The sequence below is a fragment of the Pseudomonas sp. WC2401 genome (genome assembly GCF_041200115.1).
In the GTDB taxonomy this organism is placed as follows: Bacteria; Pseudomonadota; Gammaproteobacteria; order Pseudomonadales; family Pseudomonadaceae; genus Aquipseudomonas; species Aquipseudomonas fragi.
On record NZ_CP165623.1, the window covers coordinates 842006 to 863876 of the forward strand.

Below are 21871 nucleotides of genomic sequence, written 5' to 3' on the forward strand. Positions count from 1 at the left end.
AGCGGGCTTGCTCGCGATTCAGGCGGCGCGGTTTGAAAGAAAAATCGCGGCGATCTTATCGCGAGCAAGCCCGCTCCCACAGGTCAGGGGATTAGGTTGGCTTACAGTTTCTCCAGCGACCATTCAAGCTTGCCCGGGTAGAACTGGGGCATGTCGTCTGGCGCCGAGGCGTCCAGCGCCTGGAAGATTTCCAGCTTGCGGCCATCGCGAACAAAAATGTGCGCCGCACCCGTTTCACCTTGCTGCAGCCAGAGGCTATCGTATTCGCCGCTCATCGATGCGCAATCGCCCGCTAGGCACAGCACATAATTTTGGGTGTTGGGCAGCCCTGTCACCTGGCCGTCTGCCGAGAACGTCACCTGATTGCCCTTGCCCGCACCGCTGACCACACGCCACTGGCCACCCAGGTAGGCGGCGTTGAGCGCTGTTTCAAAGCTCGTGCCTAATGGCGCATCGCTTGCAACCTTGACCTGCGAGCGCACAAAAGGCTGGCGCGGCTCTGCATCCGTTTCGGCCTGGACCAGCGTTTCGCCCTCCAGGCTCAAGTCGGTGGAACTGCTGCCATAAAAGCTGACCTGCCACATGCCATCATCCGCAGGCAGCAGCTTGCCTTCAACTGACTCAAAGCCGTTGGTGTAGTGGGCGGTGGCGTTTTTGACGTCGATGTCCCATTCCAGGTTCGGCCCATAAGCCAGCAGGGCTTCGCGCAGGTTGCCGCCATTGGCAGCTGCATCGATTGCGGCCTGGTTGATCCAGACACCACTGATGTCGCGGCGGGCGGGTTCGCTGGCACAACCACCCAAGACAATGGCGAGCAGTGACAACACGAGCGCTTTGCGCATGGTGGGATCCTTTTGAAGCCGGGAAGAGCGGGGGTTGGCGCAGCATGAAGACGCTGCGCCGGGGGGTGTTACTCAATAACCAGGATAGCGTCCATCTCTACCTGCGAACCCTTTGGCAGGGCTGCAACGCCGATGGCGGCGCGGGCCGGGTATGGCTGTTCGAAGTAGGTGCCCATGATCTCGTTGACCTTGGCGAAGTGGCTCAGGTCAGTCAGGAAGATGTTCAGCTTGACGATGTCCTTGAACGAACCGCCTGCTGCTTCAGCAACCGACTTCAGGTTTTCGAAAACCTGGATGGTCTGGGCTTCAAAGCCTTCAACCAGCTCCATGGTTTTTGGGTCCAGAGGGATTTGACCGGACATGTAGACAGTATTGCCAGCTTTGATCGCCTGAGAATAAGTACCGATTGCAGCAGGTGCCTTGTCGCTGGTGATAACAGTCTTGGACATGGGTGACTCCTTGTAATTAGATGGCTACGCACGCATGCGAGTGATGCGTATGACCCCGGTAAGGGCGCGCAGTTTTTTGATCACGCGAGCCAGGTGCACACGGTCGTGCACGCTGACCACCAGTTGGACCACGCTGATGCGACCATCGCGTTCGTCCATGCTGATCTTTTCGATGTTGCCGTCGGCAGCGTTGACGCTGCTGGCCAGCAGCGCGATCAGGCCGCGCTGGTGTTCCAGTTCGACGCGCAATTCGACGTTGAATTCGCCGGTAACGTCCTTGGCCCACGACAGCTGGATGCACTTTTCGGGGTTGTGGCGGATTTCACTGATATTGCGGCAGTTGTCCAGGTGCACGACCATGCCTTTGCCTGCAGACAAATGGCCAACGATCGGGTCGCCCGGGATCGGCGTACAGCATTTGGCGTAGCTGAGCACCAAGCCTTCGGTGCCGCGGATCGCCAGCGGGCCTTCGGGGCTGGGCAACGCTTCGCCTTCGCCCAACAGGCGTCGGGCCACCACATAGGCCATACGATTGCCCAGGCCGATATCTTCGAGCAGGTCTTCGATCTGTTCCAGGCGGTATTCCTGAAGCATGGCCTGCACGCGCTCGGCCGGGATCTTGTCCAGGGCGCTGTTGAAACCGTTGAGCACCTTGTTCAGCAGGCGTTCGCCCAGGTTGACCGACTCGGAACGGCGCTGCAGCTTGAGAGCATGGCGAATGTGGGTGCGCGCCTTGCCAGTGACCACAAAGTTGAGCCAGGCCGGGTTGGGGCGGGCGCCGGGAGCGCTGACGATCTCGACCGTGGAGCCGCTTTGCAGCGGCTCGGACAGCGGCGCGAGGCGACGGTTGATCCGGCAGGCGATACAGCTGTTGCCGACATCGGTGTGAACCGCGTAGGCAAAGTCGACGGCCGTGGAGCCTTTGGGCAGCTCCATGATCCGGCCTTTGGGCGTGAACACATAGACCTCGTCCGGGAACAGGTCGATCTTCACGCTTTCGATAAATTCCAGGGAGTTGCCGGCGCGTTGCTGCATTTCCAGCACGCCCTTGACCCATTGCCGCGCCCGGGCATGGGTGCCCGTGTGCTGCTCGTCGCCACTGGACTTGTACAGCCAGTGGGCGGCGATGCCGTTGTTGGCCATTTCTTCCATTTCACGGGTACGGATCTGGATCTCGATCGGTACGCCATGCATGCCAAACAGCGTGGTATGCAACGACTGATAGCCGTTGGCCTTGGGAATGGCTATGTAGTCCTTGAACCGGCCCGGCAGGGGTTTGTACAAATTATGTACAGCGCCCAGTACGCGGTAGCAGGTGTCGACCTTGTCGACGATGATCCGGAATGCGTAAACATCCATGATCTCGTTAAAGGCCCGGCGCTTGCCGCGCATCTTCTTGTAGATGCCGTAGATGTGCTTTTGACGACCGCTGACTTCGCCCTGAATGCCGTCGATGGCCAGACAGTGGCTGAGCGATTCTTCAATCTTGTTGACGATTTCCTTGCGATTGCCCCGGGCGCGCTTGACCGCCTGGTAAATGCGCGCAGAGCGCATCGGGTACATCGCCTTGAAACCGAGGTCTTCGAATTCGATACGAATGCTGTGCATACCCAGCCGATTGGCGATGGGTGCGTAGATTTCCAGGGTTTCCTTGGCAATCCGTCGGCGTTTTTCGCCGGACAGCACTTCGAGGGTACGCATGTTGTGCAGACGGTCAGCCAGCTTCACCAGGATCACGCGGATGTCGCGTGCCATGGCCATGGCCATCTTCTGAAAGTTTTCTGCCTGGGCTTCGGCCTTGGTTTCGAAGTTCATCTGCGTCAGCTTGCTGACGCCATCGACCAGGTCGGCCACGGTTTCGCCGAACTGCGCTACCAGCGCTTCCTTGGCAATACCGGTGTCTTCAATCACGTCATGCAGCATGGCCGCCATCAGGCTCTGATGGTCCATATGCATGTCGGCAAGGATATTGGCCACTGCCAGCGGGTGCGTGACATAAGGCTCGCCGCTGCGTCGGCGTTGGCCGTCGTGGGCTTGTTCTGCGTAGAAGTACGCCCGGCGGACCAGATTGACCTGGTCCGGGCCGAGGTACGCCGACAAGCGATCGGCGAGGGCGTCTATGCTCGGCATGAGGAAACCTCCTGCCAAAACTTTTTACCCTTCGCCGTGCTACGTCGACCGGGCATAGGCTTAGTTCGCCTCGTTGGACTCGTCCTCGAACGCTGCGAACAGCGGTTCGTCTTCGACGATTTCAGCGTTGGCGATAAACTCGTAGCTCATCAGGCCTTCTGCGATTTCGCGCAGGGCAACAACGGTAGGCTTGTCGTTTTCCCACTGCACCAGAGGCTCTTTACCGCCGGTGGCCAGTTGACGGGCACGCTTGGTAGAGAGCATGACCAGCTCAAAGCGGTTATCCACGTGTTCTAGACAGTCTTCAACGGTTACGCGGGCCATGGTCTTCCTCGTAGCAAATGCAATATGCGCGCTGCCCGGATGGGCGAGCGGACTGAACAGTTTAAAAAATCACCAGCCATTAGGGAAGCGCTGATTTTTCGGCCACTGCTCCAAAAACCTCTGTAAGCACCAATGTAAAGCCCTTACAGGGGTTTTGGGAAGTGTTCATTAACCCAGCAGTTCGGCCAGCAATTTGCCAAAACGCTGTTGCTGGCGCTTTTGCTGCAGGCGATTGGCGCGGAAAATGGCCTTGAGGTCTTCAAGGGCCAGGGCGAAATCGTCGTTGATGATCAGGTAGTCATAGTCCACATAGTGGCTCATTTCGCTCACGGCTTCGCGCATGCGGGCGTCAATGATTTCGTCGCTGTCCTGGCCACGGTTGTCCAGGCGCTGGCGCAAGGCTTCCTGGCTTGGCGGCAGGATAAAGATCGAGCGCGCCTGGGGCATCAGCTTGCGTACCTGCTCGGCACCTTGCCAGTCGATTTCCAGAATCAGGTCGTGGCCTTCATCCAGGGTCTGCTGCAGGTGGCTTTGCGAGGTGCCGTAGAGGTTGCCGAACACTTCGGCACGTTCCAGGAAGTCACCGTGCTCGATCATTTTGACGAACTCTTCGCGCTCGACGAAGTGATAGTTCACGCCATTGACCTCGCCCGGACGCATGGCGCGGGTGGTGTGCGAAACCGATACCCGGATCTGCGGCTCAACGTCGATCAAGGCCTTGACCAGGCTGGTCTTGCCTGCGCCTGAAGGGGCAGAAACGATATAAAGGGTGCCAGTGCTGTGGGTCATGTCAGGGGATGCCTTACTCAATATTCTGTACTTGTTCACGCATCTGCTCGATCAACACCTTGAGGTTGACCGCCGCTTGGGTGCTGCGTGGATCGAATGCCTTGGAGCCGAGGGTATTGGCCTCGCGATTCAGTTCTTGCATCAGGAAGTCCAGACGTCGCCCGGCAGCACCCCCCGACTTGAGTACGCGGCGTACTTCAAGAATATGGGTGCTCAGGCGGTCCAGCTCTTCGGCCACGTCGCTCTTTTGCGCGAGCATGACCATTTCCTGCTCGAGACGCTGCGGGTCCAGCTCGGCCTTCATGTCGGCAAAACGGTCGAGGACCTTTTGCCGCTGGGTGGCGAGCATTTGCGGCACCAGCTCGCGCAGGGTTTCAACATCGCTTTCAATGGCGGTCAGGCGATCGCTGATCAAGCGGGCCAGCTCCGCGCCTTCGCGCTCACGGCCGTTTTTCAGTTCTTGCAGGCCTTGCTTGAATAGCGCCAGGGCCTGGGTGTTCAAGGCTTGCGGGTCGCTGGCATCGGCCACCAGAACACCGGGCCAGGCCAGCACTTCCAGCGGGTTGAGCGCGGCAGGCTGCTTGATCAGGCTGGCGATGGTCTCGGCGGCGGCCACCAGCTGTGCGGCACGTTCGCGGTCAACCTGCAGCGGCTTGCCGGTGGTTTCTTCCGTGAAACGCAAGGTGCATTCCAGCTTGCCCCGGGAAATGCCCTGGCGCAGCGCTTCACGCACCGCACCCTCGAGATCACGGAAAGATTCAGGTAGACGCAGGTGCGGCTCCAGGTAGCGGCTGTTGACCGAACGCAGCTCCCAACTCAGGGTGCCCTGAGTGCCGGCGCTTTCGACGCGGGCAAAGGCGGTCATGCTGTGCACCATGGACGGTACCTCGCGATTGGATGAGTTAAGCCTGGCGGCAAGTTAGACGACAGATTGTAACGCAGTGCGGGCAACTGCCCCAAATGACGTCGGTCGTAAATACGTTTCACCGCCGTTCAGCGCCGGCGTCCACCGACGCGCCCTGCGCGGCCATGCCCTTTCCTTTATAATGCTCGGCAGTTTTCCGTCCCGTACAGGTATCCCACATGAAACGTCCAAGTGGTCGCGTTGCCGATCAGCTCCGCCCGATCCGCATCACCCGCAACTACACCAAACACGCAGAGGGTTCTGTACTGGTCGAGTTCGGTGACACCAAAGTCATCTGCACCGTCAGCGTCGAGAATGGCGTACCGCGCTTCCTCAAAGGCCAGGGCCAGGGCTGGCTGACTGCCGAATACGGCATGCTGCCACGCGCCACCGGCGACCGTAACCAGCGCGAAGCCAGCCGCGGCAAGCAAGGCGGGCGTACCCTGGAAATCCAGCGCCTGATCGGCCGCTCCCTGCGTGCTGCGCTGGACATGTCCAAGCTGGGCGATATCACCCTGTACGTCGACTGCGACGTGATCCAGGCTGATGGCGGCACCCGCACTGCCTCGATCACCGGTGCAATGGTTGCCCTGGTCGACGCCCTGAAAATCATCAAGAAGCGTGGCGGCCTCAAGGGCGGCGACCCGATCAAGCAGATGATCGCGGCGGTATCGGTGGGCATGTACCAGGGCGTACCGGTACTTGACCTGGACTATCCTGAAGATTCGGCTGCTGAAACCGACCTGAACGTGGTGATGACCAGTAGCGGCGGTTTCATCGAAGTTCAAGGCACCGCCGAAGGCGCGCCGTTCCAGCCTGAAGAGCTGAACGCCATGCTGGCACTGGCGCAGAAAGGCATGAACAAAATTTTTGCCCTGCAACAAGCGGCACTGGCTGACTGATTACCCGAGCCAACGCTTAGCACTTGGAGAATCTCATGAGCGAACTGGATCTTTCAAAACCTGGACCGAGCCGCGACGCTCGCAAATGGGCCATGTTCTGTCATTTTTCGGCGTTCCTGGGGATGTGGTTTCCGTTTGGCAGCCTGATCGGCCCGCTGATCCTGTGGCAGGTAAAGCGCGAGAGCGATCCCTTTATCGACGATCAGGGCAAGGAAGCGATGAACTTCCAGATCACCGTGGCGATTGCCTCGGCCATTTGCTATGTGCTGATGTTCGTGCTGATCGGCTTTGCGCTGCTGGGCCTGGTGCTGATCGGTGCGGTGGTGCTGGTGGTGATTGCCGGGGTCAAGGCCAATGACGGGGTGGCTTATCGTTACCCTTTCACCTGGCGGCCGCTCAAGTAACACACCTGCCTTGTGGGAGCGGGCTTGCTCGCGATGCAAACGATGCGGTCTGTCTGGTAAACCGCGTTGATGCCATCGCGGGCAAGCCCGCTCCCACATCGCCCGCCACCACAATGGGTTGCGTACAAAAAAGGCCCGTATCTTCCGATACGGGCCTTTTTTTAACTGCGAAAAAACACTTAGATAGTCAGTGTCCAGTCGTAGTCCACGATCAATGGCGCGTGCTGCGAGAAGCGTGGCTGACGCGGCATGCGAGCGCTTCGTACAAAGCGGCGCAAGCCCGGTGTCAGCAACTGGTAGTCAAAACGCCAGCCCAAATTCAGCATCTCGGCCTGTTCGTTGTCCGGCCACCAGCTGTACTGGTCGCCTTCACGACTGACTTCACGCAGGGCATCGACATAGCCCATGTTGCCGACAATCTCATCCATCCAGGCCCGTTCAGGCGCCAGGAAGCCAGGCGATTGCTGGCTGTCGCGCCAGTTTTTAATGTCGAGTTTCTGCTGCGCCACATACAGCGAGCCGCAGTAGATGTACTCACGACGCTTGCGACGCTGCTTGTCGAGATAGCGTGCAAAGTCGTCCATTAGCTTGAATTTTTGATTCAAGTCTTCATCGCCGTTCTGCCCCGAAGGGAGCAGCAAGGTCGCGATGCTGACCTTATCGAAATCGGCTTGCAGGTAGCGCCCGTAGCGATCGGCCGTCTCGAAGCCAAGCCCGGTGATGACTGCTTTCGGCTGCAACCGCGAGTACAAAGCCACACCACCTTGGGCAGGAACTTCGGCGTCACAGGCATAAAGAAAGTAGCCATCGAGCTGGTAGGCTGGATCGTCCAGTTCAAAGGCGGAGGCACGGGTGTCCTGCAGGCAGATAACGTCGGCATTCTGAGCTTGCAGCCAACTGAGCAAACCGCGCTCGACTGCCGTCTGAATACCATTGACGTTCACACTGATGATCCGCATAAATGGCCCCAAAAATCTCGTGCGTGTATGATACACGCCGTCTTACCAATTAGCTAAATCCGTGGTATCTGGGGCCTTTTTCATGCAAGCGTATCAGCGCGACTTCATCCGTTTTGCCATCGATCGCGGCGTACTGCGCTTCGGTGAGTTCACCCTGAAGTCCGGGCGCACCAGTCCTTACTTCTTCAATGCCGGCCTGTTCAACACCGGTTCCGCCCTGGCCCAGCTGGGGCGCTTCTATGCGGCGGCCATCGTTGACAGCGGCATTTCCTTCGACGTGCTCTTTGGCCCGGCCTACAAGGGCATCCCCCTGGCGGCGACCACTGCCGTGGCACTGGCCGAACACCACGACCGCGACCTGCCGTGGTGCTTCAACCGCAAGGAAGCCAAAGCTCACGGCGAAGGCGGCAGCCTGGTTGGCTCGCCGCTGGAAGGCGATATCCTGATCATCGACGACGTGATCACGGCCGGTACCGCTATCCGTGAGGTGATGCAGATCATCCAGGCCCAGGGCGCCAAGGCGGCCGGCGTGATGATTGCCCTCAACCGTCAGGAGCGCGGTAACGGCGAGCTGTCGGCGATCCAGGAAGTCGAGCGCGACTTCGGTATTCCGGTGATCAGCATTGTTTCGTTGAACCAGGTGCTGCAATACCTGGCCGAAGACGAAACGCTCAAGCAATACCTGCCAGCCGTTGAGGCGTACCGGGCGCAGTACGGGATTTAATCCCCCCCGCCCATAAAAAAGCCCCGCCCGGATCACTCCGGGCGGGGCTTTTTTAGTTCTGCTTAAGCCGGTTTGCTATTGGTAATCAGCGTACCTACACCGGTATCGGTGAAGATTTCCAGCAGTACGGCATTCGGCACGCGCCCGTCGACGATATGCGCCGTGGTCACGCCACCTTGCACAGCTTCCAGTGCGCAGCGGATTTTTGGCAGCATGCCACCATAAATGGTGCCGTCGGCGATCAGGTCATCCACCTGAGCGGTCGTCAGGCCGGTCAGTACCTTGCCTTCCTTGTCCATCAAGCCGGCGATGTTGGTCAGCAGCATCAGTTTCTCGGCCTTGAGGGCTTCGGCAACCTTGCCCGCCACCAAGTCGGCGTTGATGTTGTAGGACTCGCCATTGGCGCCCACGCCGATCGGCGCAATCACCGGGATGAAATCACCCTTGGTCAGCATGTGCAGCAGGTCGGTGTTGATGTCGATGACCTCGCCCACATGACCGAAGTCGATGATTTCCGGCTTGGTCATTTCTGGCGTCTGACGGGTCACGACCATTTTTTTGGCGCGAATCAGCGTCGCGTCCTTACCGGTCAGGCCGATGGCACTGCCGCCGTGGCGGTTGATCAGGTTGACGATTTCCTTGTTCACATGGCCGCCCAGCACCATTTCCACCACATCCATGGTTTGCGAGTCGGTCACGCGCATGCCGTCGATAAAATGGCTCTCGATGGACAAACGCTTGAGCAGGTCGCCGATTTGCGGGCCGCCACCGTGGACTACGACCGGGTTGATCCCCACGGCCTTCATCAGCACGATGTCACGGGCAAAGCCGGTTTTCAGGTCATCGTTCTCCATAGCGTTGCCGCCGTACTTGATCACCAGCGTCTTGCCGACGTAACGGCGAATGTAGGGCAGCGCTTCGGACAAAACCTTGGCGACGTTGGAGGCGGCATCACGTTCGAGGGTCATTCAGGGCTCCGGTAGAACAAGTCGGTCAAAACGGTAGTTGGAGATCAGGTGCCACACGCTGCAATTGAGCGTGAAAGACATCCTTGATACGTTGCAGTTCGGCCTCGGTTTCGGCCTCGAATCGCAGCACCAGCACCGGGGTGGTGTTGGAGGCGCGAACCAGGCCCCAGCCATGAGGGTAGTCAACCCGCACACCATCAATGGTCGTCAGCTCGGCGGCTTCGCCCCATTGGGCGTCGTGCAGGGCCTCAATGATGCTGAATTTGCTCTCGTCCGTCACATCGATATTGATTTCAGGTGTGGAAATATCGTTCGGGAAGGTTTCAAACAGCTCTTCAGCAGTTACCTCACGCTTGCTGAGGATCTCCAGCAGGCGTGCAGCGCTATAGATGCCGTCGTCAAAACCGAACCAGCGTTCTTTGAAAAAGATATGCCCGCTCATTTCGCCAGCCAGCAAGGCGCCGGTTTCTTTCATCTTCTTTTTCATCAGCGAATGGCCTGTCTTCCACATCAGTGGTCGACCGCCGAGTTCCTTGATGAGCGGGATCAGACGGCGGGTGCATTTCACATCGAAAATGATCTCGGCGTCCGGGTTGCGCTCCATTACATCCTGGGCGAACAACATCAGTAAGTGGTCAGCAAAGATCATGGTGCCAGTGTTGGTCACGACACCCACGCGATCAGCATCACCATCAAAGGCAAGCCCTATATCGGCATTGGTTTCTTTGACCTTGGCGATCAAATCCACGAGGTTTTCCGGCTTGCTAGGGTCGGGGTGATGGTTGGGGAAATTGCCATCCACTTCGCAAAAAAGGGCGGTCACATCACAACCCAAGGCTTCAATCAACTGGGGGGCGATGACCCCGGCCACGCCGTTGCCGCAGTCCACAACGACCTTCAAGCGCTTGGCCAGCTTGATATCGCGGGTAATCACTTCGGTGTAGAGGGGCAAAATATCTACACGTTCTATACGCCCTTCGCCCCAGGTCAGGTCATTGGCCTTGAGCCGCGTATGCAGTGCCTTGATCTGCTCATCAGCCAGGGTATCGCCCGCGATCACGATCTTGAAACCGTTGTAGTCCGGCGGGTTATGGCTGCCCGTGAGCATCACCCCCGACTTGCCTGCCAGCACATGCGTGGCGTAATACAGCGCAGGGGTCGGCACCAGCCCAACATCGCTAACCTGGCAGCCACTGTCTGCCACGCCCTGGATCAGGCGTTCGACCAGCTCAGGGCCTGACAGGCGCCCGTCCCGACCTACCGACACATGGGGTTCACCCTTGGCCAGGCTTTCGGCACCGACGGCACGGCCGATCCAGTACGCGGTTTCAGCGGTCAGGGTTTTTGGCACCACACCGCGGATGTCATAGGCGCGGAAAATGCTGTCAGGCAGTATCGGTGGGACCGAAGCGGGGTTACTCATCGCAGGGTGCTCCACGCGCAGAGGATTCAGGAAGGGGCTGAAGGCCAGGTCGGACGCCTGGCCTTGTCGTGCAAAATCAGAGCTTGCCGGAGTGGCCAAAACCGCCAGCGCCGCGCTGGCTTTCGTCGAATTCTTCGACCAGTTCAAAGTGTGCTTGTACCACCGGCACCAGTACCAGCTGAGCGATACGTTCGCCGATGGTGATGTTGAAGGCGGTCTGGCCACGGTTCCAGCACGACACCATCAGCTCGCCCTGGTAATCAGAGTCGATCAGGCCGACCAGGTTCCCCAGCACGATGCCATGTTTATGGCCCAGGCCCGAACGCGGCAGGATCAGGGCGGCAAGCCCAGGGTCGCCAATGTATACCGACAGGCCGGTAGGGATCAGCAGGGTCTGGCCCGGCTCCAGAACGGTGTCTTCTTTAAGCATGGCGCGCAGGTCGAGGCCGGCGGAGCCCGGGGTGGCGTACTGCGGCAGCGGGAATTCGTTACCAATGCGTGGGTCGAGGATCTTGGCTTGCAAAGCGTGCATACGAGTTAAACCTGGTTCAGACGTTCGGCGATAAAAGTGACCAGTTGGCGGGCAATCTTGCCCTTGCTGGTCTGGGCAAATACGGTGGCGTGCAGTTCGCGATCAATCACGCTGCAGGCGTTCTCTTCGCTGTTGAAGCCGATGCTGGGGTTGGCCACATCGTTGGCGACAATCAGGTCGAGGTTTTTGTCTTTGAGCTTGCGTGCTGCGTAATCGAGCAAGTGCTCGGTTTCTGCGGCAAAACCGACACTGAAAGGGCGGTCAGGGCGTGAAGCAATAGTGGCCAGAATGTCTGGATTACGCACCATCTGCAGCAGCAGGCCGTCACCCTTGGTAGGGTCTTTCTTGAGTTTTTGCGGGGCAACGACTTCCGGGCGGTAGTCTGCAACCGCAGCGGACGCGATAAACACGTCACAGGGGATCGCCGCTTCACAGGCTGCGAGCATGTCACGGGCGCTTACCACGTCGATGCGGGTGACGCGATCCGGAGTCGGCAGGTGTACCGGGCCGGTAATCAGGGTCACGCGGGCACCGGCTTCCACTGCCGCTTCGGCCAGGGCGAAGCCCATTTTGCCCGAGCTGTGGTTGGTGATGTAACGCACCGGGTCGATGTTTTCCTGGGTCGGCCCGGCAGTAATCAGCACATGCTTGCCGGTCAGCAGCTGGCGCTGGAAACACTCGGCGGCGCAGTGCACCAGATCATCGGCTTCGAGCATGCGGCCAAAACCCACGTCGCCACAGGCCTGACTGCCAGACGCCGGGCCAAACACGCGCAGGCCGCGGCTTTCGAGCAGTCGGGTATTGGCCTGGGTGGCCGGGTCGCGCCACATGGCCTGGTTCATCGCCGGCGCGATGGCAACCGTGGCATCCGTAGCCAGCACCAGGGTGGTCAGCAGGTCATTGGCCAGGCCTTGGGCAAGGCGGGCAATCAGGTCTGCAGTTGCAGGTGCAATCAGCACCAGGTCGGCCCACTTGGCCAGCTCGATATGCCCCATGGCCGCTTCTGCCGCAGGGTCGAGCAAATCCAGATGAACGGGGTGCCCGGACAACGCCTGCATGGTCAGGGGGGTGATGAATTCGCTGCCGCCGCGGGTCATGACAACCCGTACTTCCGCGCCTTGGTCCAGGAGACGGCGAACCAGCTCTGCACTCTTGTAAGCCGCGATGCCGCCGCCGACGCCCAAGACAATGCGTTTTCGATACAGCCGCTGCATAGGCCTGCCTTTTAGTTCGATGATGACTGCGCAGAAAATGGCCAAATGCTGCGCAAAAATGATGGGCTAAGATAACACAGCGCCTGCCAGGGAACAGCGGCGCCCACTCACAAGGAGGTGTTATGAGCATTCGAGATTGGCCTGCGGCAGAGCGTCCGCGGGAGAAGCTTTTGCAACACGGATCCGGCAGTCTTTCCGACGCCGAACTGCTGGCAATCTTCTTGCGCACCGGGGTTTCGGGCAAAAGCGCGGTCGATCTTGCGCGCCATCTGCTCAGCGAATTTGGCAGCCTGCGGGCCTTGCTCGAAGCTGATCTGCGTGCCTTCTGTCGCCAGCTCGGGCTGGGCCCGGCCAAGTTCAGCCAGTTGCAGGCCGTACTGGAAATGAGTCGCCGCCATCTGGCCGAACGCTTGCGCCGCGAAAGCGCGCTAGAGAGCCCGCAAGCTGTTCGCGACTATTTCAAGGCCTTGCTGCGTCATGAGCCGCACGAAGTGTTTGGTTGCCTGTTTCTGGACACCCGGCACCGCATGCTGGCCTTTGAAGTGCTTTTCAGGGGCTCGATAGACAGCGCCAGCGTCTACCCGCGCCAAGTGGTCAAGCGCGCCCTGGCGCACAATGCCGCAGCGGTGATTTTCTGCCACAACCATCCCTCCGGCATCAGCGAACCCAGCCAGGCTGACCGGACTTTGACCAGGCGTCTGATCCAGGCGCTGGACCTGATCGAAGTGCGGGTTCTGGATCACTTTATAGTCGGCGACGGCCAGCCGCTTTCGATGGTCGAACGCGGCTGGATGTAAGGCTCAGGGCTTAACGCTGACTGTTGAAAAGTCCTGACGCCCAAACGGGCTTACCTGATATCCCTGTACGTCTTTACGGGTCAGTGCGTAGGCCGTTGGATGGGCCAGCGGCAGCCACAGGGCTTGCTGCTGGATCTGCGCTTGCGCCTTTTGATACAACGCGCTGCGCTTGTCCTGTTCGGTCAGGGTTTTGCCCTGGCTGATCAAACCGTCCAGGGTCTTGTCGCAATAGCGCGCAAAGTTGGTCCCGGACTTCACTGCCGCACAGGAAAACTGCGGCGTGAGGAAGTTGTCCGGGTCACCGTTATCGCCCGCCCAGCCCATAAATAGCAGGTCATGTTCGCCCGCCTTGGCGCGACGGATCAACTCACCCCACTCGATCACGCGGATATCGGCCTGGATGCCCACCTTGGCCAGGTCAGCCTGCAGCAACTGTGCTCCAAGGCTCGGGTTGGGATTGAGCACGCTGCCTGTCGGGCGCGTCCAGATTGTGGTTTTGAAGCCGTCTTTCAGCCCCGCCCTGGCCAACAACTCCCGGGCTTTTTGCGGGTCGTGAGCATACCCCGGCAAGTCCTTGGCATAACTCCAGGTGGTTGCCGGGTAAATCCCGTTGGCCGCCTGGGCGCCATTTTCAAACACGGCCTTGAGATAAGTGTCCTTGTCGAAAGCCAGATTAATGGCCTGACGAACTTCGGGTTTATCCAGTGGCGGATGCTGGCTATTGATGGCCACAAACGCGGTCATGAAGGCCGGGGTTTGCGTGACTGCCAGCGCCGGATCCTTGGCCGCGGCGGCTACGTCCAGCGGCTTGGGCGAGAGGGCAATCTGGCATTCATTGCGACGCAACTTCTGCAGGCGCACGTTGGCATCAGGGGTGATGGCAAAAATCAGCCCATCCACCGCAGGCTTGCCGGCAAAGTAGTCCGGGTTGGCCTTGTAGCGCACCACGGCGTCTTTCTGGAAACGGTTGAAGATGAAGGGCCCGGTGCCGATCGGCTGGCTGTTCATCAACTCGGGCGTGCCCGCTTTCATCAGTTTGTCGGCATATTCGGCTGAGTAGATCGAGGCAAAGCCCATGCTCAGTGCTGGCAGAAAGGTCGAATCAGGGCGGCTGAGGGTAAAGCGCACAGTCAGCGGGTCGGGTGTTTCAATCTTTTTGATCAGCTCGGGCAGTTGCAAGGATTGCGCATGGGGGAAACCGCTTTGGGCCACCTTATGCCACGGGTTGGTGGGATCAAGCATGCGTTCGAAGCTGAAACGCACGTCATCGGCATTCAATTCACGGCTTGGAGTGAAATAGGCCGTGTTGTGGAACTTGACCCCGGGGCGTAGCTTGAAGTCGTACACAAGACCGTCAGGGGACACTGACCAGCTTTGCGCCAGTGAAGGCACCAGCTTTGCGGCTTTGGCGTCAAAGTCCACCAGGCGGTTCATCAGCACGTCTGCCGAAGCATTGGTGGTGCTGAGCGAGTTGTACTGCACAACGTCGAACCCTTCAGGGCTGGCCTCGGTGCAAACGCTCAAGGTGGCCGCCTGTACCAGCGGGCTCAGGCAAAAGGTGAGCAAAAAAGGGACGGCAGCGAGGCGCATGATCTGTTTCCTGTACAAGTCGATGAGGCCCATCTGCAAGTGCAGTCTGGAAAAGCCTTACCCTAGTGTTCTGATTGCTAAATGACTACTTTTTAATGGCATTCGACATCCTGTAGTCGCTGCCGAAGGCTGCGACAAGGCCCGCAGGGCCTTGAATAATCGTGAAAACGCGATCGCTGCGCGCTCGATCGCAGCCTTCGGCAGCGGCTACAAGATGGCGCTAGCACCTGAAATCTTTCACCCAGCGACGAGCGGTAAAACGCCACAAGGCATAGACGCGGCGTGGATTGGCGTTAAAATGGCGGCTTCATTAATTACACCAAATCACACTGCTTGTTGTTGCTCTTTAGTCTTTCTGGTATAAAGCAGCGCTCTTTTCTAGGGGCCCGGTTCCTGCGTTTGTAGGTGTAGCCGGTAAGACCCTTAAAGAAACGCGGCGCCTGGCGCCATGACTGAGAGATTAAGCGGCCAACCCATGCCGGGTTGGGCATGTGGTTTTAGAGGGCTGAGGCATGTCGAGAGTCTGTCAAGTTACCGGTAAGGGTCCGGTGACTGGGAATAACATTTCCCACGCAAATAACAAAACCCGTCGTCGTTTCCTGCCGAACCTGCAGCATCACCGCTTCTGGGTTGAAGAAGAGAAACGTTTCGTACGTCTGCGCGTATCTGCTAAAGGCATGCGTATCATCGACAAGCGTGGCATCACTGTCGTGCTGGCCGAAATCCGCCGTGCTGGCAAGATCTAAGGGAGCTAATCATGCGTGAATTGATCCGTTTGGTGTCGAGCGCTGGTACAGGCCATTTCTACACCACTGATAAGAACAAGCGCACCACTCCGGACAAAATCGAAATCAAAAAATTCGATCCGCGGGTTCGCAAGCACGTGATCTACAAAGAAGCCAAAATCAAGTAATTGGTTTTTCTTCTTACGAAAAAGGCCCATATCTCACGATACGGGCCTTTTTTGTGCGCGCTTTTCGGCCTTAGCCGCACATAAAGCTCTGCATCAGGTTGTTTTCGTCGACAATAACGCGAAGACGATCAGCGTTGTATTCCTTGGTATAGCCCTTGCCGGGTTCCTCGACGCGAATTTCTGTCGCCCCGGTCTCGCGACGCAACATCTCCAGCAGGGCAGGCGTCGCCTCAGGCGCAACCAGAAAATTGATTGCAACCTGTTTGCACTTGCCGCCCTGCTCAGCCATTGCGGGCGTGGAGCAAACCCCCAGTACGACGCTGCTGGCCACTAACAAACGTTTCAACGCATTCAGACTGGACATGGATCTTCCCTGTTTTCAGATAAATGAAGTAACGCTGCGGGTCTCATTCCGTAAGTGCCCGGCGTTCTCCCAAGACTGGCCCAAATCGGCGCGAAAGGTGCTGGTGACGTATTTCTGAATTTGTAGTCGTTACCTTGAAGGGCAGGCATAAAAAAGCCCCGCCAGCAAAGCGTGGCAGGGCTTGTTTAAAGCTCTGGATCAGCTGTCTTCGGCCTTTTTCTCAAAGACGACGTAAATTTTCCGACATGGCTCCAGTACTTCCCATGTCCCTTTGAAGCCCGCGGGGATGACAAAGCGATCTCCGGCGCGCAGGGTCTTGGCGTTACCTTCATGGTCACGCAAAACGGAAACGCCCTGCACGATCTCGCAGTATTCGTGCTCGGTGTAATTGACGGTCCACTGGCCCACAGCTCCTTCCCACACTCCGGCGTTCATTTGCCCACAGGGGCTGTCGTAGTGGTTGTGGATAACTTGTTCGGGGCTGCCTTTGAGCACCTTTTCCGGGGCCGGACTAAAACGCTCAGCCTGGGTATTGGCAGTGCTGAAGTCGACTACGCTTGCGATGCTCATCTTTGTTATCCCCCCGAAATTGCGGCGTATGTGGTCAGAAAACCAAAGTCTATGTTTATTAAAACGAACAAGCCATGCCGTATGCGTCACTTGTGTCAAATATATTGAAAGTTCAATGGCCACTGGTTTAGGGTGGCGCTTCCATTTCAACAAGAGGAGGACACTCGAATGACCACCCTGACGCGTGCTGACTGGGAACAACGGGCCCAACAGCTGAAAATCGAAGGTCGCGCCTTTATCAACGGTGAGTACACCGCTGCGGTCTCCAATGAAACGTTCGAGTGTCTGAGCCCGGTCGATGGCCGCTTGCTGGGCAAGGTTGCCAGCTGTGATAGCGCAGATGCCCAGCGCGCCGTTGAAGTGGCCCGCAAGACGTTCGAGTCCGGCGTCTGGTCGCGCCTGGCCCCGGCCAAGCGCAAGGCGGCAATGATCCGCTTTGCCGGCCTGCTCAAGCAAAACGCCGAAGAACTGGCCCTGCTTGAAACCCTGGACATGGGCAAGCCGATCAGTGACTCCCTGCATATCGACGTACCCGGTGCTGCCGGCGCGCTGAGCTGGAGCGGCGAAGCCATCGACAAGATCTACGATGAAGTTGCCGCCACCCCCCACGACCAGCTGGGCCTGGTAACCCGTGAGCCGGTGGGCGTGGTTGCTGCCATCGTGCCGTGGAACTTCCCGCTGATGATGGCCTGCTGGAAACTGGGCCCGGCCCTGTCGACCGGTAACTCGGTCATTCTCAAGCCGTCCGAAAAGTCTCCTCTGACAGCCATTCGTATCGCAGCGCTGGCGGTTGAAGCCGGTATTCCTGCGGGCGTGTTCAACGTGCTGCCAGGCTACGGCCACACCGTTGGCAAGGCCCTGGCCCTGCATATGGATGTCGATACGCTGGTGTTTACCGGTTCGACCAAAATCGCCAAGCAATTGATGATTTACGCGGGCGAATCCAATATGAAGCGCATCTGGCTTGAAGCTGGCGGCAAAAGCCCGAACATCGTTTTCGCCGATGCGCCGGACCTGCAAGCCGCTGCCGAAGCGGCGGCCAGCGCCATTGCCTTCAACCAGGGCGAAGTCTGCACCGCCGGTTCGCGCCTGCTGGTGGAGCGCTCGATCAAAGACAAATTCCTACCGCTGGTGGTCGACGCACTCAAGGGCTGGAAGCCCGGCAACCCGCTGGATCCGGACACCACCGTGGGCGCTCTGGTCGATACCCAGCAAATGAACACCGTGCTGTCGTACATCAAGTCTGGCCATAGTGAAGGCGCAAAACTGGTCGCAGGCGGTAATCAAATCCTGCAAGAAACCGGCGGCACCTACGTTGAACCGACCATTTTCGACGGCGTCAGTAACGCGATGAAAATCGCCCAGGAAGAAATCTTCGGCCCTGTGCTGTCGGTGATCACCTTCGACAGCGCCGAAGAGGCCATCAAGATTGCCAACGACACGCCTTACGGCCTGGCAGCAGCCGTGTGGACTGCGGACATTTCCAAGGCGCACCTGACCGCCAAGGCCCTGCGCGCGGGTAGCGTGTGGGTCAACCAATACGATGGCGGCGACATGACCGCGCCGTTTGGTGGCTTCAAGCAGTCGGGCAACGGCCGTGACAAGTCGCTGCACGCGTTCGACAAGTACACCGAGCTGAAGTCCACCTGGATCAAGCTGTAACAGCGTAAGCGCAACACCCTGTGGGAGCGGGCTTGCCCGCGATGGCAGCACTGAGGTCTGACTGACAGACCCCGGTGCCTTCATCGCGGGCGGGTTCGCTCCCACAATGGTTTTTACACTACACAAGTAGCGCCCTCACCCTAACCCTCTCCCGGAGGGAGAGGGGACTGACCGAGTTGATGCTGGATTCAACTTAAAACTGTCAGATTGCCGAAACTCTAAAATATCCCCCAATCAGCTCCCTCTCCCTCCGGGAGAGGGTTGGGGAGAGGGCAGCCGTCACTCAGAGCATTCGCTCAAGCCCCACACTCTTGCTGAACCAGGCATTGAGCCGGCGCCACCAGTTGCCGGGCTCATGGTGCAAGGTGTGCAACTGGCCGTTGTCTTCGGTCACCCAGACCAACTTGCCCTGTTCCAGTTTCGGTTCATAACTCAAGGCCGGGGCCATGCCCTGCAACGCCAGTTTGCGGGCCTCGGCAGCCAGTTCAGGGCTGTCCACCAGCACGCCGACCTCGGTGTTCCACAAGCCCGAGCGCGGGTCGAAATTGAACGAGCCGATAAAGGATTTCTGCTGGTCGAAAATCATCGCCTTGCTGTGCAGGCTCGAATCCGAACTCATCCCCGGCTTGAACCAATGCGGGCCGCTGCCGCCGCTACTGCCCGGCTGGCGCCGCAGCTCAAAGAGCTTGACCCCATGCTCCAGCAGCGCCTTGCGATACGGTGCATAACCGCCATGCACCACGGGTACGTCGGTGGCCTCCAGCGAATTGGTCAATAAACGTACATCCACTCCGGCATCGGCGCGGCCCGTGAGGTACAGCAGCCCGGTTTCACCGGGTACAAAGTAGGCGGAAACCAGAATCAGCTCCTGGTTCACCCCCGCCAATTCCGGCGCCAGTTGCGTGGTCAGCATCAAATGTGAGTCAGGCTCGTCGCGGGCCAGCACCTTGCTGGGTGCATCCCACAGCGCCTGATTCCAGGCCCAGATCAGTTCCTTGCGCCACACGTCGAGCTGCGGGCGGGTTTCGTACGAGGCCAGCTCTTGATACAGCGCCGGGTTGCGTTGCTGCGCACGCTTGAGCGAGGCTTCCAGTTGTTTGCGCGCCTTGCCCAGCTCGTGCTCAGTCAGGCTCGAAGAGGCAAAATCGCCAATCGGCTGGCTCAGGGCGCTGTTCCAGTATTGGTCGAAGCTGTGCCCCAATTGTTCTGCCACCGGGCCGACGCTGAGCAGGTCGATATCGGTGAAATTCAGCTCCGGCTTGGCATCGAAATATTCATCGCCCAGATTGCGCCCGCCGACGATCGCCACGCTGTTATCGGCCAGCCAGAGCTTGTTGTGCATGCGCCGGTGCTGACGCGAGAGATTGAACAGCCGCCCCATCGCCCGGGTCACGCCCGTGCTGCGCCCCAGTTGCAGCGGGTTGAACAGGCGGATCTGGATATTGGGATGGGCCGCAAGGGTTGCCAGCACATCGTCCAGGCCATCACTGGCCGTGTCATCGAGCAGGATGCGCACCCGTACTCCGCGATCGGCCGCCTGGAGCAGCTCGTCGATCAACATGCGCGTACTCAGCCCGTCGTGGACGATGTAGTACTGCAGGTCGAGGCTGGTTTGCGCGTTGCGGATCAGCTCGGCCCTGGCCCTGAACGCTTCGCCGCTGTTGGGCAGCAGGCGAAACCCCGAGCGGCCCTGATACGGTGCGGCCTGGGCCTGGATTGAACGGCCAAAGGAAGAGTCGGTTGCGGGCAACGCCTGGGTGGGTTCACGGGGTACGTCCAACGTGGCACAGCCTCCCAGCAAGACGGCTAAAAACAATGCGCAAAGTGATTTCAACGGGTAGAGCCTCGGGCAGACGTCACGGGAGTTAAACGGAATCTGCCAGCAGTTTACTGGCCGCCATACCCACTTTGCGCACAGCGTCTTCGATCTGCGGTGTAGGCTTTGCAGCGTAGTTCATGCGCAGGCAGTTACGGTACTTGCCCGAGGCCGAAAAAATACTGCCCACTGCGATCTGAACTCCCTGGTCCAGCAACGCGCGATTGAGGCGCAGGCTGTCAAACCCCTCCGGCAGCTCAAGCCAGAGCATAAAACTGCCCTGGGGCCGGCTGGCGCGGGTGCCGGGCGGAAAGTAACGACTGATCCAACCCAGCATCAGGTCGCGATTGCGCTGATACTGGCTGCGCATTTTGCGCAGGTGCGGCTCGAAATGACCGTTTTTCAAAAAATCGGCAACCGCCAGTTGCGGCTGCGGCGCAGTAGAGCCGGTGCTGATGTATTTCATATGCAGCACCCGCTCCAGATAACGCCCCGGCGCAACCCAGCCAACGCGCAAGCCGGGGGCCAAGGTTTTGGAGAAAGAACTGCACAGCAGGACACGACCGTCATCGTCGAAGGATTTAATGGTGCGCGGGCGAGGGTAGGTGTAGGCCAATTCGCCGTACACATCGTCTTCAATGATTGCCACATCAAAACGCTGGGCCAGGGTGACCAGCGCCCGCTTGCGGGCCTCGGGCATGATATAGCCCAGCGGGTTATTGCAACTGGGGGTGAGCTGGATGGCCTTGATCGGCCACTGTTCCAGGGCCAGTTCCAGGGCTTCGAGGCTGATACCCGTCAGTGGATCGGTGGGGATTTCCAGGGCTTTCATACCCAGGCCCTTGAGGGTTTGCATGGCGCCGTGAAAGCTCGGCGAATCCACCGCGACGATATCCCCCGGCTCGCACACGGCGCGAATGCTGCACGACAACGCCTCATGGCAGCCGGTGGTGATCACCAGATCTTCTGCGCCCAGCTGGCAGCCCGAATCGAGCAACAGCCGCGCCAGTTGCTCGCGCAGGCCCAGCACACCGTAGACGTTGTCGTAATACAGACCGGGCAAATCCAGACGCCGGCTGATCTGCGCCAGGCTGCGCAACAGCGGCTTGATGGTCGGTGTGGTGACATCGGGCATGCCGCGCCCCAGCTGGATCACGTCCTTTTGTGGCACCGAGCGCACCAGTTCCAGCACCTGTTCCCATTGTGAAATTTCCACCGGGCGTTGCGCCGGTTTGCCCATGCCCGGCAGGGCGGGCAGCTCACGCTCCATCGGCACAAAGTACCCGGACTTGGGCCGCGGCGATGCCAGGCCATTGTCCTCCAGCAACCGATACGCCTGCTGCACCGTGCTCAGGCTCACGCCGTGCTCGGCGCTTAACGCGCGTACAGAAGGCAAACGGTCGCCAGGGCGATAAAAGCCTTGTTCGATGCGTGTGCCTAGCAGGTCGGCGAGGTTGACGTAGAGGGTCATGGGCAGGGCTCCTGCAGGGTTGACCAGTACAGATAGGGCTAAAACCAAGGATTCAGCGCCTGAAATGCCGAATCTGTATGCACTTAAAAGGACTTTGCTGAATCTGTCATGGTTTTGAGCAGGC

General features: G+C 59.1%; 23 protein-coding genes and 1 pseudogene. 8 read left to right on the top strand and 16 right to left on the bottom strand.

Annotated features, from left to right (window positions below):
• Positions 1 to 101: 101 nt before the first annotated feature.
• The 6 genes from AB3G35_RS03730 to AB3G35_RS03755 all read right to left on the bottom strand — a co-directional run bounded on the left by AB3G35_RS03730 (position 102) and on the right by AB3G35_RS03755 (position 5411).
• On the bottom strand, positions 102 to 842 hold the full coding sequence (locus tag AB3G35_RS03730; protein WP_016782710.1) for a hypothetical protein: 741 nt from the start codon (positions 840 to 842) through the stop codon (positions 102 to 104).
• 68 nt (positions 843 to 910) lie between these two features.
• Positions 911 to 1291, bottom strand: a complete 381-nt coding sequence (locus tag AB3G35_RS03735) for a RidA family protein (protein WP_016782709.1) — start codon at positions 1289 to 1291, stop codon at positions 911 to 913.
• 24 nt (positions 1292 to 1315) lie between these two features.
• Positions 1316 to 3421 carry a bifunctional GTP diphosphokinase/guanosine-3',5'-bis pyrophosphate 3'-pyrophosphohydrolase gene (gene spoT / locus AB3G35_RS03740; RefSeq protein ID WP_016782708.1) on the bottom strand — a complete coding sequence of 702 codons (2106 nt, stop codon included), beginning with the start codon at positions 3419 to 3421 and terminating at the stop codon, positions 1316 to 1318.
• A gap of 60 nt (positions 3422 to 3481) precedes the next feature.
• Positions 3482 to 3745: a DNA-directed RNA polymerase subunit omega gene (gene rpoZ / locus AB3G35_RS03745; RefSeq protein WP_016782707.1), complete on the bottom strand. Its 264-nt coding sequence runs from the start codon at positions 3743 to 3745 to the stop codon at positions 3482 to 3484.
• A 168-nt stretch (positions 3746 to 3913) separates the two neighbouring features.
• The gene (gene gmk, locus AB3G35_RS03750; protein ID WP_016782706.1) at positions 3914 to 4534 is read right to left on the bottom strand and encodes a guanylate kinase; all 621 of its coding nucleotides are present in this window, start codon (positions 4532 to 4534) and stop codon (positions 3914 to 3916) included.
• Positions 4535 to 4547: 13 nt separating this feature from the next.
• Entirely contained in the window at positions 4548 to 5411 is an 864-nt protein-coding gene (locus AB3G35_RS03755; protein WP_088378678.1) for a YicC/YloC family endoribonuclease, read from the bottom strand.
• A gap of 206 nt (positions 5412 to 5617) precedes the next feature.
• Between AB3G35_RS03755 and rph the strand changes: the two genes are divergently transcribed.
• Positions 5618 to 6340: a ribonuclease PH gene (rph, locus tag AB3G35_RS03760; RefSeq protein ID WP_369782315.1), complete on the top strand. Its 723-nt coding sequence runs from the start codon at positions 5618 to 5620 to the stop codon at positions 6338 to 6340.
• Positions 6341 to 6375: 35 nt separating this feature from the next.
• Positions 6376 to 6744, top strand: coding sequence for a DUF4870 domain-containing protein (locus AB3G35_RS03765; protein WP_016782699.1), 369 nt, complete (start codon positions 6376 to 6378; stop codon positions 6742 to 6744).
• Positions 6745 to 6923: 179 nt separating this feature from the next.
• On the opposite strand, the gene AB3G35_RS03770 is transcribed toward AB3G35_RS03765, so the two are convergent.
• Complete coding sequence (locus tag AB3G35_RS03770; RefSeq protein ID WP_016782698.1) at positions 6924 to 7703, bottom strand: exodeoxyribonuclease III; 780 nt, start codon at positions 7701 to 7703, stop codon at positions 6924 to 6926.
• A gap of 82 nt (positions 7704 to 7785) precedes the next feature.
• Between AB3G35_RS03770 and pyrE the strand changes: the two genes are divergently transcribed.
• Positions 7786 to 8427 carry an orotate phosphoribosyltransferase gene (pyrE, locus tag AB3G35_RS03775; RefSeq protein ID WP_016782697.1) on the top strand — a complete coding sequence of 214 codons (642 nt, stop codon included), beginning with the start codon at positions 7786 to 7788 and terminating at the stop codon, positions 8425 to 8427.
• A 62-nt stretch (positions 8428 to 8489) separates the two neighbouring features.
• On the opposite strand, the gene argB is transcribed toward pyrE, so the two are convergent.
• From argB to coaBC, 4 genes and pseudogenes are all read right to left on the bottom strand, one after another.
• Positions 8490 to 9395 carry an acetylglutamate kinase gene (gene argB, locus AB3G35_RS03780; protein ID WP_016782696.1) on the bottom strand — a complete coding sequence of 302 codons (906 nt, stop codon included), beginning with the start codon at positions 9393 to 9395 and terminating at the stop codon, positions 8490 to 8492.
• Positions 9396 to 9420: 25 nt separating this feature from the next.
• Positions 9421 to 10824: pseudogene (locus AB3G35_RS03785) on the bottom strand (phosphomannomutase/phosphoglucomutase); the annotation flags it as partial.
• Positions 10825 to 10894: 70 nt separating this feature from the next.
• Positions 10895 to 11350: a dUTP diphosphatase gene (gene dut, locus AB3G35_RS03790; protein ID WP_016782694.1), complete on the bottom strand. Its 456-nt coding sequence runs from the start codon at positions 11348 to 11350 to the stop codon at positions 10895 to 10897.
• A gap of 5 nt (positions 11351 to 11355) precedes the next feature.
• The gene (coaBC, locus tag AB3G35_RS03795; protein WP_016782693.1) at positions 11356 to 12564 is read right to left on the bottom strand and encodes a bifunctional phosphopantothenoylcysteine decarboxylase/phosphopantothenate--cysteine ligase CoaBC; all 1209 of its coding nucleotides are present in this window, start codon (positions 12562 to 12564) and stop codon (positions 11356 to 11358) included.
• 122 nt (positions 12565 to 12686) lie between these two features.
• On the opposite strand from coaBC, the gene radC reads away from it, so the two are divergent.
• Positions 12687 to 13361: a DNA repair protein RadC gene (gene radC / locus AB3G35_RS03800; protein WP_016782692.1), complete on the top strand. Its 675-nt coding sequence runs from the start codon at positions 12687 to 12689 to the stop codon at positions 13359 to 13361.
• A 3-nt stretch (positions 13362 to 13364) separates the two neighbouring features.
• Here radC and AB3G35_RS03805 read toward each other — a convergent pair whose 3' ends face one another.
• Positions 13365 to 14951 carry an ABC transporter substrate-binding protein gene (locus tag AB3G35_RS03805; protein WP_324708351.1) on the bottom strand — a complete coding sequence of 529 codons (1587 nt, stop codon included), beginning with the start codon at positions 14949 to 14951 and terminating at the stop codon, positions 13365 to 13367.
• Positions 14952 to 15102: 151 nt separating this feature from the next.
• Between AB3G35_RS03805 and AB3G35_RS03810 the strand changes: the two genes are divergently transcribed.
• The 3 genes from AB3G35_RS03810 (at position 15103) to rpmG (ending at position 15864) form a co-directional block, all read left to right on the top strand.
• Positions 15103 to 15315, top strand: a complete 213-nt coding sequence (locus AB3G35_RS03810; protein ID WP_134050281.1) for a hypothetical protein — start codon at positions 15103 to 15105, stop codon at positions 15313 to 15315.
• 148 nt (positions 15316 to 15463) lie between these two features.
• Complete coding sequence (rpmB, locus tag AB3G35_RS03815; protein ID WP_019410280.1) at positions 15464 to 15697, top strand: 50S ribosomal protein L28; 234 nt, start codon at positions 15464 to 15466, stop codon at positions 15695 to 15697.
• An 11-nt stretch (positions 15698 to 15708) separates the two neighbouring features.
• Complete coding sequence (rpmG, locus tag AB3G35_RS03820; RefSeq protein WP_003437824.1) at positions 15709 to 15864, top strand: 50S ribosomal protein L33; 156 nt, start codon at positions 15709 to 15711, stop codon at positions 15862 to 15864.
• A 70-nt stretch (positions 15865 to 15934) separates the two neighbouring features.
• Here rpmG and AB3G35_RS03825 read toward each other — a convergent pair whose 3' ends face one another.
• Positions 15935 to 16228, bottom strand: a complete 294-nt coding sequence (locus AB3G35_RS03825) for an I78 family peptidase inhibitor (RefSeq protein ID WP_016782689.1) — start codon at positions 16226 to 16228, stop codon at positions 15935 to 15937.
• Between the two features lie 198 nt (positions 16229 to 16426).
• Positions 16427 to 16798 carry a cupin domain-containing protein gene (locus AB3G35_RS03830; protein WP_016782688.1) on the bottom strand — a complete coding sequence of 124 codons (372 nt, stop codon included), beginning with the start codon at positions 16796 to 16798 and terminating at the stop codon, positions 16427 to 16429.
• Between the two features lie 168 nt (positions 16799 to 16966).
• Between AB3G35_RS03830 and AB3G35_RS03835 the strand changes: the two genes are divergently transcribed.
• Positions 16967 to 18460, top strand: coding sequence for an aldehyde dehydrogenase (locus AB3G35_RS03835; protein ID WP_083369714.1), 1494 nt, complete (start codon positions 16967 to 16969; stop codon positions 18458 to 18460).
• A 283-nt stretch (positions 18461 to 18743) separates the two neighbouring features.
• Here the strand turns inward: AB3G35_RS03835 and AB3G35_RS03840 are convergent, their stop codons facing one another.
• Positions 18744 to 20294, bottom strand: coding sequence for a phospholipase D family protein (locus AB3G35_RS03840; RefSeq protein WP_315249314.1), 1551 nt, complete (start codon positions 20292 to 20294; stop codon positions 18744 to 18746).
• A gap of 31 nt (positions 20295 to 20325) precedes the next feature.
• The gene (locus tag AB3G35_RS03845; RefSeq protein ID WP_083369715.1) at positions 20326 to 21747 is read right to left on the bottom strand and encodes a PLP-dependent aminotransferase family protein; all 1422 of its coding nucleotides are present in this window, start codon (positions 21745 to 21747) and stop codon (positions 20326 to 20328) included.
• Positions 21748 to 21871 lie beyond the last annotated feature (124 nt).